We start from the raw sequence: 12186 nt of genomic DNA on the forward strand, positions 1-12186 counted from the left end.
AGAACTCCCACGCCGGCCAGATGCGGACCAGGCCGTCGGTCCAGCCCATGTACCAGTCCGGCTGCGAGCCGGCGGAGATCTGCGCGGGGTTGTACGGGCCGAAGTTCCAGATCGGGTTGATCTGGAACACCCCGCCCATGATCGCGATGACACCGACGACGATGGCGAAGAAGCCACCGCCCTTGGCCGCGAACACCGGCATGATCCGCACACCGACCACGTTGGTCTCCTTGCGGCCCACGCCCGGGAACTGCGTGTGCTTCTGGTACCACACCAGCGCCAGGTGCGCCGCGATCAGACCCAGGATGATCGCCGGGATGATCAGGATGTGCGCGGTGTAGAGCATCGGGATGATGTCCGTGCCCGGGAACTCCCCGCCGAACATCAACCAGTTCAGCCACGTGCCGATCACCGGGAACGAGATCAGCAGCGCCGCCATCACCCGCAGGCCGGTGCCCGAGAGCAGGTCGTCGGGCAGCGAGTAGCCGAGGAAGCCCTCGATCGCGCCGAGCATGAACAGCACGATGCCGATGACCCAGTTGATCTCACGCGGCTTGCGGAACGCACCGGTGAAGAAGATCCGGAACATGTGCACCACGATCGCGGCCATGAACAGCAACGCCGCCCAGTGGTGCACCTGACGCACGAACAGGCCACCGCGCGTCTCGAACGAGATGTCCAGCGTGGACGCGAACGCCCGCGACATCTCGATACCGCGCAGGTTCTCGAACGCACCGTTGTAGGTGACCTCGGTCATCGACGGGTCGAAGAACAACGCCAGATACGTACCCGACAGCAACAGCACGATGAAGCTGTACAGCGCGATCTCACCGAGCAAGAACGACCAGTGCGTCGGAAAGACCTTGTTGATCTGCTTGCGCAGGCCCGAGGCCGGGTGGAACCGCTCGTCGGCAGCGTTGGCCGCCGCCCCTGCGACGCGCGCGGCGGCGTTGGCCGGCTTCGTCGGCGTGGTGATGGCACTCATGACTTCCGCTCCCAGAACGCCGGACCCACAGCTTCGATGAAGTCGCTGCGGGCTACCAAGTATCCGTCTTCGTCCACAGTGATCGGAAGCTGCGGAAGGGGACGGGTGGCCGGACCGAACCGCGGCTTGGCGTATTCGAAGACGTCGAACTGCGACTGGTGGCACGGGCAGAGCAGCAGACCGGTCTGCTGCTCGAACAACGATGTCGGGCAACCCAGGTGCGTGCAGATCTTCGAGTACGCGTACAGGTCACCGTAGTTGAAGTCTTCCTGACCTGCACGCTTGGTGACCGCCTGGTTCGGGCGCAGGCGGATGAGCATCACCGGCGCGTCGGCCCGCTTGAGGGCCGCGACCAGGGCGTGCTCGTCGTCGCGCTCGGACTCCCGGAACGGGAACACCGTCTCGAAGCCGCCCGGCTCGACGTCCTCGGGACGCACCAGGGACACGTCGTGGAAGTTGCCGGTGTGGCGGCGCAGGTAGACCTTCTCGCCCTTTTCGGCCTTCCAGCCGGTGTGCCACAGCGAGTTCTTGGTCTCGCTGTCCGAGTGCGGGTTCTTGATGAGCGCACCCAGCGGAACGGCGGCGACACCGAGACCCAGCACGCCGGCGCCGAGGCCCGCGGTGCGCTTGATCAGGCTGCGGCGGCCGATGCCGCTGCGCTCACCCGCGTCGGCGAGCTCCGCGACCAGCGTGGCGCGGTCGACCTGGGCCGACGGGCCGTCGTGGCGCTGCTGCACCGCGAGCTCGTCCGGGATGAACTTCTTGGTGTAGAGCAGCGCGCCCACGCCCAGGCCCGTCACCGACAGACCCAGGAACAGGCCGATCAGCGGGTTGTAGAGCATGTGCAGCAGGTGGCCCTCGGGGTTCGAGGGGGACTCGTACTGCCACGGCCAGAACAGGAACACGCCGAGGAAGGCGAGACCCGACACCGCGGAGATCATGAACCACAGCGCGACCGTGCGCTGGGCACGGCGCTCGGCACGGGTCCCGGGGACCGGGAACTTCTCCTCGTAGTGGACGAGCTCGACGCCGTCCATCTTCGTGCCGAGCTTGACGAGGTCGTCCCGGCTCATCTCCGCGAGCTCTGCCTCGCTGGGCAGCTCGATCGGCTTGTCGCCGCTCATGCCTTGGCTCCGATCCAGAGGGTCACGCCGATGAGCGCGGCGATGCCCACGATGAACGCGATCAAGCCCTCGGAAACGGGTCCGAACCCGCCCAGGGGGTTACCTCCGGAGTTGTTGTTCCCGTCGGTGACCGACTTGACGTACGCGATGATGTCTTTCTTCTCTTCCGGCGTGAGCTGGCGCTCGCCGAACTTCGGCATGTTCTGCGGGCCGCTCAGCATCGCCGTGTAGATCTGCTCTTCGGACACGCCGTCGAGCGCGGGCGCGAACTTGCCGGACGACAGCGCGCCACCACGGCCCGTGAAGTTGTGGCAGCTCGAGCAGTTCAGCCGGAACAGCTCGCCACCGCGGGCCGGGTTGTCGCCGCGCAGGCCCTCACCGGTCTCGGTGGGCTTCTTCGGGCCCTCGCCGCCGCTCGCGTCGATGTAGGCCATCAGCGCGTTGATCTCCTCGGGGGAGAGCTTCGCGGGCTTGCGGATGGCCTGTGCCTCCTGCCGCGCCATGGGCATGCGGCCGGAGGAAGTCTGGAAGTAGACCGCGGCGTCGCCGACACCGATCAGGCTCGGCCCGCGGTCCTGCACGCCTTCGAGAGACTTGCCGTGGCAGCTCTGGCAGGTGTTCAGGTAGATCTGCTCACCCTGGCGGACCAGGGCGTCCTGCTGCTGCGCCTGGGCGGTCTGCGCCTGGGGCGCGAAGGCGGCGAACAGCATGCCGGCGCTCAGCAGGCCGAAGCCCAGTGCGAGCAGTCCGGCGACCCGGCGACGCAGCTTCGTGCGGGCGCCGCGGGGGCGTTTCGTCGTGGTGGTCATGGTGTGCGGCAACCCTTGCTGTCAGTTCGGGAGCTCGTGGCTGGGGAGCAGGTCAGGGCACGATGTAGATGATGGCGAACAGCCCGATCCACACGACGTCGACGAAGTGCCAGTAGTACGACACGACGATCGCGGAGGTGGCCTGTGCCGGCGTGAACTTGCTGAGCTTCGTCCGGATCAACAGGTAGACGAACGCGATCAGACCGCCGATGACGTGCAAGCCGTGGAAGCCGGTCGTCAGGTAGAAGACCGTGCCGTAAGCCGAGGACGGGATCGTGGTGCCGCTCTCGACCAGCTCGATGTACTCGCCTGCCTGCCCGCCGACGAAGATCGCGCCCATGATCAGGGTCACGATGTACCAGCGACGCAGACCGAAGACGTCTCCCCGCTCCGCCGCGAACACACCCCACTGACAGGTGAAGGACGACGCGACCAGGATGATCGTGAAGACCGACGCGTAGGGGACGTTCAGGTGCGTGGGGGGCGGGGGCCAAGGTCCCTCGTTCTGGGCCTTCACCGTGAAGAACATGGCGAAGAGGCCAGCGAAGAACATGAGCTCGCTGGACAGCCAGACGATCGTGCCGACGCTGACCATGTTCGGGCGGTTCAGCGAGTGCACGCGCTGGCCGATTGAAGGCGCTGCCGTGGTCACGAGCAGCATTATTGCCTGCGCTATTTCCGTCCGCCCATCGGGTCCTGGGCAGATCATGGGTCGGCTGGGTCACACGCAGGGTGATCGCGAGGAGATCAACGAATGAGCTTGCTGAGCCGATTGCGGGACAAGCTGCGCCGACGGGACGAGCCGGCGTTGTCGGTGGACGACCCGGCGCTCGTCGTGGTGGTCGAGGCGTTCGACATCGCGGAGGCCGATTCGGCCGCCCTGGCGCGGTCCCCGCGGTGGCGCGCCGACGAGCCCGCGGTGCTGCGCCACCACGTGCGCATCCCCGCTGAGCAGGTAGAACGTGCGCGCGAACTGCTCACTCCGGACGGCTGGGTGCTCGTGGCCGGTGACATATCGCATATCAGTCGCGTGCAGAAGCTGGACGCGTTGCACTGCGCCCAGGAGCGGTCGCGGATGGCCTCGCTGGCGCAACGGCTCGGTGGTGAGGCCCTGGGCTGGGACGCCCTGCAGAAGGCGGAGGAACCGGCCCGATAGCATCACGGCGACCTTGGTCACTTTCTTCAGGACCGCAGTCGGCAGTCGCAGCGGAGGATCCAGAGATGAGCACGCAGACCACGAAGATCCTGGTGTTCAGCCACCGGCCCGAGGTGCGTGAGACGATCATCACTGCGGTCGGCCGCCGCCCCGCGCCGGACCTCGCGCGCGTCGACTACGTCGAGGCCGCGACGATCGCGGACGTCCTCTACGAGGCGGACGCCGGCACCGTCGACCTGCTGATCCTCGACGGCGAGGCGCAGCCGACCGGTGGCATGGGCCTGTCCCGCCAGCTCAAGGACGAGATCACGAACTGCCCGCCGATCGTCGTCGCGGTGCGCCGCAAGGACGACCGGTGGCTCGCGACCTGGTCGCAGGCGGACGCGGTGCTGGTGCACCCGCTGGACCCGCTGGCCGCCGCCGAGACCGTGGCCGAGGTGCTGCGGGGCTCGGCTGTTCCCGTCGTCAAGGGCTGAGGGCCATGAGCCAGCGCACCTGGCCCTCGCTGCTCAACCGGCTGCTCGACGGCGTCGACCTGACCGCTGACGACACCGCCTGGGGCATGGACCAGGTGATGTCGGGCGAGGCGACCGCGGCGCAGATCGCGGCGTTCATCGTCGCGCTGCGCGCCAAGGGCGAGACGCCGGAGGAGGTCGACGGCCTCGCCACGATGATGCTCAACCACGCGAACCGGTTCACGGTGGACGTGCGGGCGACGGACATCGTGGGCACCGGCGGTGACCACTCCGGTTCGGTGAACATCTCGACGATGGCCGCGATCATCACGGCCGCCGCGGGGGTGCCCGTGGTCAAGCACGGCAACCGCGCGGCGTCGTCGCAGTGCGGCACGGCGGACGTGCTGGAGGCGCTGGGCGTCGCGATCGACCTGCCCGCCGCAGGCGTGCGGGAGACCGTGCGCGAGCTGGGCATCGGTTTCTGCTTCGCGCCGGTGTTCCACCCCGGCTTCCGGCACGCGGGCCCGGTGCGGCGCGAGATCGGCATCCCGACGTCGTTCAACCTGCTCGGCCCGCTGACGAACCCCGCGCAGCCCACCGTCGGCCTGATCGGCTGCGCGAGGGCGGCCGCGGCGCCGTTGATCGCCGGCGTGTTCGCGCGCCGCAACAACACCGCGCTGGTGGTGCGGGGTGACGACGGTCTGGACGAGATCACCACCACCACGACGACGTCCGCGTGGCTCGCGCAGGACGGTGTGGTGCGCACGGAGACCATCGACCCGGCGGTGCTGGGCGTGAAGCCCGCGCGCGAGGAGGACCTGAAGGGCGGCGACCCGTCGGTCAACGCCCAGGTGGTCCGCGACCTCGTGGCCGGCAAGACGGGGTCGGTGCGGGACGCGGTGCTGGTGAACGCCGCGGGCGCCATCGCGGCGCACGGAGGGTTCTCCGACGACCTGCACGCCGACCTGTCGGCCTCGCTGAGCCGCGCGGCCGACGCGATCGACTCGGGCGGGGCGGCCACGCTGCTGAACCGCTGGGTGGAGCTCTCGCAGGCTCTCAAGGGCTAGCGGAGCACGTTCCGGTCACGCGTCGTCGCCGACGCGTGACCCTTCTCGCACGCGCGCCGCATCGGCGTAGTCCGAGCGAGTGATGGGCCCGAGATGCGCACCACGTGGTAACGCCGTGGCAATCGCCACCTGGAATGCTGGACACATGGCCCTCCTCTACCCGGTGATGAAGCACGTCGTCGCGCGCACTGCCCGTCTCGTCTACCGCCCTGTGGTGGACGGACTGGAGAACATCCCCACCGACGGCCCCGTCATCCTGGCGGCCAACCACCTCAGCTTCATCGACAGCGTCGTCATCCCGATGGTCGTTCCTCGCCGCGTGTCGTTCCTCGCGAAGGCGGAGTACTTCACGGGCACCGGCCTGAAGGGCTCGCTGTCGCGCCGGTTCTTCTCCTCGCTCGGCCACGTGCCGGTGCACCGCGGCAGCGGCCGTGACGCCCGCGCCGCGCTCGACACGGCCGCCGAGATCCTGGCGCGCGGGGAAGCCTTCGCCATCTACCCCGAGGGCACGCGTTCGCTCGACGGCAGGCTGCACCGCGGGCGCACGGGCGTGGCCCGCATGGCGCTCGAGTCCGGCGCCCCGGTCGTCCCCGTCGGCATCATCGGCACCGACAAGGTCCAGCCGGTCGGCAGCAGGTTCCCGAAGATCGTCCCCGTGACGGTCCGCTTCGGTGAGCCGCTCGACTTCAGCCGCTACGACGGCATGCAGGACTCGCTGCCGGTGCTGCGCAGCGTCACCGACGAGATCATCTACCGCATCCTCGACCTGAGCGGCCAGGAGTACGTCGACGCGTACCAGAAGACCCCGGTCGCCGCGGCGGCCTGACGCCGCGCAGGACCCGCGAACACGACGAAGGCCCCCTCCGACACCGGAGGGGGCCTTCGTCGTGTTCGTGCCAGGTCAGTCGTGGTTGGGACCGGTGTGGTACTCGAACACCAGGCCACCGACGGCGATCAGCACCAGGACGACGGCGATCACGAGCAGCCAGACGTGCCAGAACGCCACCGCGACACCCGTGGTCGCCGCCGCGGCGGCGAGACCGACCGGCCAGTACGAGCCGGGGCTGAAGAAGCCCAGCTCACCGGCGCCGTCGGACACCTCGGCGTCGGGGTTGTCCTCCGGCCGCACCTCGATGCGGCGGGCGACGAACCGGAAGTAGGTGCCGGTGATGAGGGCCAGACCACCGGTCAGCGCGAGCGCCACCGTGCCGGTGGGCTCGACGTGGCCGGTCGCCAGGTGCGTCCAGTAGCCGTAGACGACGGCCATCAGGAACGAGAAGGCCATCACCAGGTCGAATACGCGAGCTTCGATCTTCATCGCGGGGCGTGTCCCTACTTCTGGCCCGCGCCGGAGGCCTCGCGGGCCGTCCGGTCGGTGTTGAACGGGGTCGTCGTCGTGGCCAGCGGTGAGCACCACTCGTCACAGTTCACCTGAGAAAGGGCCTCGGCCGTGGTGTACGGCTTGCCCGTCTTCTCGTTGACCTGCTTGCGCAGCTCGATGTACTTCTCGAAGTCCGCTTCCTCCAGCGCCCGGACCTCGAAGTTCATCACCGCGTGGTACGAGCCGCAGAGCTCGGCGCAACGGCCGACGAACGCACCCGGACGGTCGATCTGGTCGATCTGGAAGACGTTGTCCTGGTTGTTCTTCTCCGGCTGCGGGAAGACGTCCCGCTTGAAGTGGAACTCCGGCACGAAGAACGAGTGGATGACGTCCGTCGAGCGCAGCGTGAACTGGATGCGCTTGCCGGCCGGCAGCACCATGACCGGGACCTCGCCCGAGGTGCCGACCGTGCTGACGACGTTGCCCGCCTCGGTCTTGTGGTCCGGGTACTGGAACTCCCAGTTCCACTGGAACGCGATGACGTCGACGTTCACGTCGGGCTTGCCCGACTTGTCCGTCACGTAGTTCTGCGTCACGGCGGTGAAGTAGAACAACACCGCCACGATCACCGTCGGCACGACGATGAGCACGATCTCCAGCGGGAGGTTGTACGCCGTCTGACGCGGCAGTTCCTCGGACTTCTTGCGGTGGAACACCACCGACCACAGGATCAGACCCCACACGATGACGCCGACGACGAGCGCGGCGATCACGGACCAGGTCCAGAGCTCGCGCATCTTCTCGGCCTGCGGCGTGACGGCCTGCGGCCATCCGAAGCGCAGCACCTCGTCCGTGGAGCAACCGGTGGCCCCGATGCCGACCAGGCTCACAAGCCCAGCGGTCTTCACCAGCCGGGATGCCCTGGTGCCCTCCTTCAGGCCCACTGCTCGCCCGCCTCCTCGTTCCATGCCAACGGATCAAGCGGGAGCGTAGCCCAGCGCAACCGCGCTCACCCCTTGGGGGCACCGCCGCTGCGGTGCAGTTTCGGTCACACAGAGCCCCTTCGGCATACTGGGGACTTCCCCGTGGTCTTCCCCTTCATGTCTTTTGAGAGGTGCGAGAGCCTTGTGCGGCCTGGCAGGACTTGTTTGCCCCAGCGAGAACGAGGCTGAGAACGCGCGCCCGGCCGTGGAGGCGGCGCTGCGCTGCATGCGGCACCGCGGACCGGACGAGAGCGGCACCAGGCGGGTCGACGAGGTCGTGTTCGGCTTCAACCGGCTCGCGATCATCGACATCGAGCACTCCCACCAGCCGTTGACCTGGGGCCCGGCGGAGTCGCCGAGCCGCTACACGATCAACTTCAACGGCGAGATCTACAACTACCTGGAGCTGCGGGCCGAGCTCACCGAGAAGCACGGCGCGGTCTTCCACACCGACGGCGACACCGAGACCATCGTCGCCGCGTACCACTACTTCGGGCCCGCGGCGATCACGAAGCTGCGCGGCATGTTCGCGTTCATGATCTGGGACTCCGAGCGCGACGTCGTGTTCGGCGGCCGCGACCCGTTCGGCATCAAGCCGCTGTACTGGGCGCAGGGCCAGAGCGGTGTCGCGTTCTCCAGCGAGAAGAAGACCCTGCTGGAGCTCGCCTCGGCGATCGGCATCGCGCCGAAGATGAACGTCAAGGGGCTGCAGCACTACCTGACGCTGCAGTACGTGCCGGAGCCCGCCTCGCTGCACGACCACATCTTCCGCGTCGAGTCCGGGCACTCGTTCACGCTGGTCCCGGGCGAGTCGCCGAAGTTCGAGCGGTACTTCCCGGCGAACTTCAAGATCCGCACGGTCCGCAGCGAGGGCGAGGCCGAGGCGCTCTACGACGAGATCACCGCCGCGCTGCGCGACTCGGTCGCCAAGCACATGCGCGCGGACGTGACGGTCGGCTCGTTCCTGTCCGGCGGCATCGACTCGACGGTCGTGGCGGCGCTGGCCAAGGAGCACAACCCGGACCTGATCACGTTCACCACCGGGTTCGAGCGCCAGGGGTTCTCCGAGGTCGACGTGGCCGCGGAGTCGGCGGCGCTGATCGGCGTGAAGCACGTGGTCCGCACGGTGAGCGCGCAGGAGATGATGGACTCCCTGCCGCTGATCACCTGGTACCTCGACGACCCGGTGGCCGACCCGGCGCTGGTGCCGCTGTGGTTCATCGCCCGCGAGGCGCGTCAGCACGTGAAGGTCGTGCTGTCCGGCGAGGGCGCGGACGAGCTGTTCGGCGGGTACACGATCTACCGCGAGCCGTTGTCGCTGGCCGGGTTCGAGAAGGTGCCGGGCGCGCTGCGCAAGGCCATGGGCAAGGTCTCGACGAAGATCCCGCACGGCGTGCGCGGCAAGGACCTGCTGCGTCGTGGCGCGTTGACGCTGGAGGAGCGCTACTACGGCAACGCGCGCATCTTCCTCGACGACCACCTGCGCCAGGTGCTGCGCACGTACGACCCGGCGGTGTCGCACATGGACGCGACGGCCCAGCCGTACCGCGAGTCGCGCCACTGGGACCCGGTGACGCGCATGCAGCACGTCGACCTGTTCACGTGGCTGCGCGGCGACATCCTGGTCAAGGCCGACAAGATGACCATGGCGAACTCGCTGGAGCTGCGGGTGCCGTTCCTCGACCCCGAGGTCTTCAAGATCGCGTCGCAGATCCCGAGTGAGTTGAAGATCACGAAGGACACCACGAAGTTCGCGCTCCGCAAGGCGATCCGCGACATCGTGCCGGCGCACGTGCTCAACCGGCGCAAGCTCGGCTTCCCGGTGCCGATCCGGCACTGGCTCAAGGACGAGATGCACGACTGGGCCGTCGACATCGTGCGCGCGTCGCAGACCGACCAGTACCTCGACAAGACCGCGGTGCTGCGGCTGATCGAGGAGCACCGCTCCGGTGTGCTCGACCACAGCCGCCGCATCTGGGCGCTGCTGGTGTTCATGATCTGGCACGGCATCTTCGTCGAGGGCCGCATCCAGCCGGTGGTGCCGGAACCGCACTACCCGGTCAAGCTCTAGCTCCGAAGCGTCAGGGCCCCTCCGCGGAGGGGCCCTGACGCGTGTTCAGCGACGACCTTGCGCGCTGCAGATCGCGTACGAGCTGACGACGGTCTCCGGGGCCGCCATCAGCTCCAGGTAGTGGTCGAACTCCTCGTCGGTGAGCGGGAGCTTCGCGCGCACCAGGCGGGCGGTCGCGGCGAGCAGGCGGCACCCCGCGGAGCCGCCCTCCCACTCCTGCACCTCACGGGACCCGCTGACGTCGTGCAGACCGGCGTCGCGCAGCGCCCGTTCGATGCGGGCTCCCCACGCGAGCTCGGCGCCGCCCTGGTCGAGCAACGTCAGCAGGGCGTTCTTGACCCGCATGATCAGCTTCGCGTCGTCGGGGGCGGCGGAGAGGACTTCGAGCGGCAGGCAGTCGAACTCCTCGAGGACGAGCCAGCCGCCGGGGCGCAACGCGTCGCGCAGCTTGCGCAGGACGAGGTCGCGGGCGGGCAGGTAGAAGAGCACCAGGCGGGCGTGGACCAGGTCGAACGCGTTGCCGGGCAGGATGCCGGACGCCACGTCGTGCTCCAGGACCGTGACGTTGTCGCGCTCTTCGAGCCTCGTGACGTCGATGTCGGTGACCGTGACGTGCCCGGCCGGGGCGACGACGTCCGCCAGCCAGTTCGCCACCGATCCCCCGCCACCTCCCACTTCGAGGCAGCGCCAGCCGTCCGAGACGCCCAGCTGCTCGACGCGGGCGAAGGTGCCCGCGTCGAGCAGTGAGCTCAGCGCGTCGAACTTCGGGTCGGGCGACTCACCGGAGTCGCCGAACAGGTACGTCCCCATTGTCCGATCATGGCAGGACCGGAGCGATCTCCTCAGCGGCTTCCGCACCAAACGCGCCACGAATGCGGGCGAGCGCCGGCTCGCGCTCGATCACCCACTCCTGCGTGCCCACGGTCTCGAGCACCTCGACCGCGATGAACGAGCCGAGCTGAGCAGCGCGTTCGATGCTGAGGCCGGCGGTGATGGCGGCGAGGAAGCCCGCGCGGAAGCCGTCGCCGACGCCGGTCGGGTCGGTCTTCGCGACCTCGGGGACGGCGGGGACGTGCAGCGCGAAACCGTCGCGGTCGACGATCTCGACGCCCTTGGCGCCGAGCGTGGTGACGCGCTTGCCGACGCGGGCGAGGACGTCGGCCTCGGTCCAGCCGGTCTTCTGCAGCAGCAGTTCCCACTCGTAGTCGTTGCTGAAGAGGTACTCGGCGCCCTCGACGAACGCGCGTGCCTGCTCGCCGTCCATGCGGGCGAGCTGCTGCGACGGGTCGACGGCGAACCGGTAGCCGCGCTGACGGCACTCGTCGGCGTGCCGGAGCATGGCCGAGGGGTCGTCCGGGCTGATGACGACGAGCTCGAGGTTCTCGACGCGGTTCGCGATGGGCGCGAGCTCGATGTTGCGGGACTCGGCCATCGCGCCGGCGTAGAAGGAGGCGATCTGGCACATGTCGTCGTCCGTCGTGCAGACGAACCGCGCGGTGTGCGCGATCTCCGATACGTACACGCCCGACGTGTCGACGCCGTGCCGCTCGAGCCACGAGCGGTAGTCGTCGAAGTCCTTGCCGACGGCACCGACGAGCACCGGCCGCACCCCGAGCACACCGAGGCCGAACGCGATGTTCGCGCCGATGCCGCCGCGGCGGACCACGAGGTCGTCGACCAGGAAGCTCAGCGACACGCGGTCGAGACGCTCCGCGACCAGCTGGTCCGCGAAACGACCCGGAAAGTGCATCAGATGGTCGGTCGCGATGCTGCCGCACACGGCTAGGGGCACGTCGGCTCCTCTTTTCTTGTTGCGCTGGGTGACAACTCACCCGGACGAGTACCGCGGTGAAGACTACTGTTTGGTAGGGCTACCGCAGGTCAGACCGCCGTCATACGGTCAGGAAGTGACGATCCCAGAGGCGACCACGATGAGTGAACTGATCGAGGACTGCGCGCAGCTCCCCTTCGCTCTGACCCACCCCGAGCACCCCCTTCCCACCCCGCGCGCGGCCGCGCCGTGGCAGGTCGACGAGCGGTGCGCCCACCAGGTCGAAGGCCTCGCCGAATACGGCGTCTAGCTCGGGTCCGGCTCACCGGGCCGCACCTGGCCGAAGTTCTTCGGTCCACACGCGGAGAGGCGGGGGGGGCGGGGGGGGGGGGGGGGGGGCGCGCCGCGGGGGGGGGGGGGGGGGGGGGGGGGCCGCGGGCGCGC

General features: G+C 68.7%; 14 protein-coding genes. 6 read left to right on the forward strand and 8 right to left on the reverse strand.

Annotated elements, in window-relative coordinates:
* The 4 genes from ORI60_RS41165 to ORI60_RS41180 form a co-directional block, all read right to left on the reverse strand.
* On the reverse strand, positions 1 to 985 hold a 985-nt coding region (locus ORI60_RS41165), incomplete at its 3' end, for a cytochrome b (protein WP_266043429.1).
* On the reverse strand, positions 982 to 2109 hold the full coding sequence (locus ORI60_RS41170; RefSeq protein WP_266043430.1) for a ubiquinol-cytochrome c reductase iron-sulfur subunit: 1128 nt from the start codon (positions 2107 to 2109) through the stop codon (positions 982 to 984). The genes ORI60_RS41170 and ORI60_RS41165, both read right to left, overlap by 4 nt.
* Positions 2106 to 2918 carry a c-type cytochrome gene (locus ORI60_RS41175; protein ID WP_266043431.1) on the reverse strand — a complete coding sequence of 271 codons (813 nt, stop codon included), beginning with the start codon at positions 2916 to 2918 and terminating at the stop codon, positions 2106 to 2108. The genes ORI60_RS41170 and ORI60_RS41175 overlap by 4 nt, the downstream gene beginning before the upstream one ends.
* Before the next feature lie 52 nt (positions 2919 to 2970).
* The gene (locus ORI60_RS41180) at positions 2971 to 3579 is read right to left on the reverse strand and encodes a cytochrome c oxidase subunit 3 (RefSeq protein ID WP_266043432.1); all 609 of its coding nucleotides are present in this window, start codon (positions 3577 to 3579) and stop codon (positions 2971 to 2973) included.
* 93 nt (positions 3580 to 3672) lie between these two features.
* Here ORI60_RS41180 and ORI60_RS41185 point away from each other — a divergent pair, with 93 nt between their 5' ends.
* From ORI60_RS41185 to ORI60_RS41200, 4 genes are all read left to right on the forward strand, one after another.
* Positions 3673 to 4074 (forward strand): hypothetical protein, encoded by a 402-nt coding sequence (locus ORI60_RS41185; protein ID WP_266043433.1) that lies wholly within the window; start codon positions 3673 to 3675, stop codon positions 4072 to 4074.
* Positions 4075 to 4139: 65 nt separating this feature from the next.
* Entirely contained in the window at positions 4140 to 4550 is a 411-nt protein-coding gene (locus ORI60_RS41190; RefSeq protein WP_258950729.1) for a hypothetical protein, read from the forward strand.
* 5 nt (positions 4551 to 4555) lie between these two features.
* The gene (gene trpD / locus ORI60_RS41195) at positions 4556 to 5596 is read left to right on the forward strand and encodes an anthranilate phosphoribosyltransferase (protein WP_266043434.1); all 1041 of its coding nucleotides are present in this window, start codon (positions 4556 to 4558) and stop codon (positions 5594 to 5596) included.
* Positions 5597 to 5741: 145 nt separating this feature from the next.
* The gene (locus tag ORI60_RS41200) at positions 5742 to 6422 is read left to right on the forward strand and encodes a lysophospholipid acyltransferase family protein (RefSeq protein WP_266043435.1); all 681 of its coding nucleotides are present in this window, start codon (positions 5742 to 5744) and stop codon (positions 6420 to 6422) included.
* 75 nt (positions 6423 to 6497) lie between these two features.
* Here the strand turns inward: ORI60_RS41200 and ORI60_RS41205 are convergent, their stop codons facing one another.
* Both ORI60_RS41205 and coxB read right to left on the reverse strand, forming a co-directional pair.
* Positions 6498 to 6914: a cytochrome c oxidase subunit 4 gene (locus ORI60_RS41205; RefSeq protein WP_266043436.1), complete on the reverse strand. Its 417-nt coding sequence runs from the start codon at positions 6912 to 6914 to the stop codon at positions 6498 to 6500.
* 14 nt (positions 6915 to 6928) lie between these two features.
* On the reverse strand, positions 6929 to 7861 hold the full coding sequence (gene coxB, locus ORI60_RS41210) for a cytochrome c oxidase subunit II (RefSeq protein ID WP_266043437.1): 933 nt from the start codon (positions 7859 to 7861) through the stop codon (positions 6929 to 6931).
* Between the two features lie 181 nt (positions 7862 to 8042).
* Between coxB and asnB the strand changes: the two genes are divergently transcribed.
* Positions 8043 to 9971, forward strand: coding sequence for an asparagine synthase (glutamine-hydrolyzing) (asnB, locus tag ORI60_RS41215; RefSeq protein ID WP_266043438.1), 1929 nt, complete (start codon positions 8043 to 8045; stop codon positions 9969 to 9971).
* A gap of 45 nt (positions 9972 to 10016) precedes the next feature.
* On the opposite strand, the gene ORI60_RS41220 is transcribed toward asnB, so the two are convergent.
* Positions 10017 to 10781 carry a class I SAM-dependent methyltransferase gene (locus tag ORI60_RS41220; protein ID WP_266043439.1) on the reverse strand — a complete coding sequence of 255 codons (765 nt, stop codon included), beginning with the start codon at positions 10779 to 10781 and terminating at the stop codon, positions 10017 to 10019.
* A 7-nt stretch (positions 10782 to 10788) separates the two neighbouring features.
* Positions 10789 to 11721 carry a carbohydrate kinase family protein gene (locus ORI60_RS41225; protein WP_266043531.1) on the reverse strand — a complete coding sequence of 311 codons (933 nt, stop codon included), beginning with the start codon at positions 11719 to 11721 and terminating at the stop codon, positions 10789 to 10791.
* Positions 11722 to 11878: 157 nt separating this feature from the next.
* On the opposite strand from ORI60_RS41225, the gene ORI60_RS41230 reads away from it, so the two are divergent.
* A complete protein-coding gene (locus tag ORI60_RS41230) occupies positions 11879 to 12052 on the forward strand; it encodes a hypothetical protein (protein ID WP_266043440.1) in 174 nt (57 codons plus the stop codon).
* Positions 12053 to 12186 lie beyond the last annotated feature (134 nt).

This window comes from Lentzea sp. NEAU-D7 (assembly GCF_026242055.1).
Taxonomy (GTDB): domain Bacteria; phylum Actinomycetota; class Actinomycetes; order Mycobacteriales; family Pseudonocardiaceae; genus Lentzea.

Coding starts and splice junctions, on each gene's coding strand:
- ORI60_RS41170 (WP_266043430.1), bottom strand. CDS start 2,109: ATGAGCGGCGACAAGCCGATCGAGCTGCCCAGCGAGGCAGAGCTCGCG.
- ORI60_RS41175 (WP_266043431.1), bottom strand. CDS start 2,918: ATGACCACCACGACGAAACGCCCCCGCGGCGCCCGCACGAAGCTGCGT.
- ORI60_RS41180 (WP_266043432.1), bottom strand. CDS start 3,579: ATGCTGCTCGTGACCACGGCAGCGCCTTCAATCGGCCAGCGCGTGCAC.
- ORI60_RS41185 (WP_266043433.1), top strand. CDS start 3,673: ATGAGCTTGCTGAGCCGATTGCGGGACAAGCTGCGCCGACGGGACGAG.
- ORI60_RS41190 (WP_258950729.1), top strand. CDS start 4,140: ATGAGCACGCAGACCACGAAGATCCTGGTGTTCAGCCACCGGCCCGAG.
- trpD (WP_266043434.1), top strand. CDS start 4,556: ATGAGCCAGCGCACCTGGCCCTCGCTGCTCAACCGGCTGCTCGACGGC.
- ORI60_RS41200 (WP_266043435.1), top strand. CDS start 5,742: ATGGCCCTCCTCTACCCGGTGATGAAGCACGTCGTCGCGCGCACTGCC.
- ORI60_RS41205 (WP_266043436.1), bottom strand. CDS start 6,914: ATGAAGATCGAAGCTCGCGTATTCGACCTGGTGATGGCCTTCTCGTTC.
- ORI60_RS41220 (WP_266043439.1), bottom strand. CDS start 10,781: ATGGGGACGTACCTGTTCGGCGACTCCGGTGAGTCGCCCGACCCGAAG.
- ORI60_RS41225 (WP_266043531.1), bottom strand. CDS start 11,721: ATGCACTTTCCGGGTCGTTTCGCGGACCAGCTGGTCGCGGAGCGTCTC.